General features: G+C 43.4%; 1 pseudogene. It reads right to left on the reverse strand.

Annotated elements, in window-relative coordinates:
• Positions 1–112: 112 nt before the first annotated feature.
• Positions 113–412: pseudogene (locus AACR11_RS17315) on the reverse strand (transposase); the annotation flags it as partial.
• Positions 413–587 lie beyond the last annotated feature (175 nt).

Consider the following 587-nt stretch of genomic DNA (forward strand, 5'->3'; position numbering starts at 1 on the left):
TGAGTCCATTCTTACAGATTGTGAGTCGGAGTTTCGGCTTATTCGCAGTTAATGTGAGCCAAGAATGTACGATGTAATCAAGTCGAAGTGATTATGTTCGCGAGCCACTACACGTAGATATCCCCTTGAGATAGAGTAACGGGAGCAGTGTTGTAACATTCTTTGTTCGCTTGATATACGGAGGTATCAAACTGCTATTAAATTTGACGCCACTACCAGAGCGGTCACGAACCTTGGGGAGCTGAACTTCGACATCCCCAATGCTAGTCTGTAAGGTTCGCTCAGGTAAGAAACCGTTGCGGACAATGGCTTGCTTCCCATCAACCAGGGTACTTTGGTGTTGAGCAAGTAATTGCTGAAGCTCAGCTTCAACAGTTTGTGCAATCAAATCTCTGGCCCCTTGGCGTATCAATTCAGTGAAACAACAGTATTATCAGTCATGCGGTGTACCTTTCTGTTAATCGTTCTGGGGAGAACAGCATCAACAGATTACACCGCAACTTCCTTTCTCTTCCATACACCAGAAATCAGCATAGCTCATCGTATTTATTGGAAGCTTTTGGAGTATACAACCAAAAAAATATATT

It is taken from the genome of Vibrio sp. L85 (assembly GCF_963871815.1).
GTDB lineage: Bacteria > Pseudomonadota > Gammaproteobacteria > Enterobacterales > Vibrionaceae > Vibrio > Vibrio harveyi.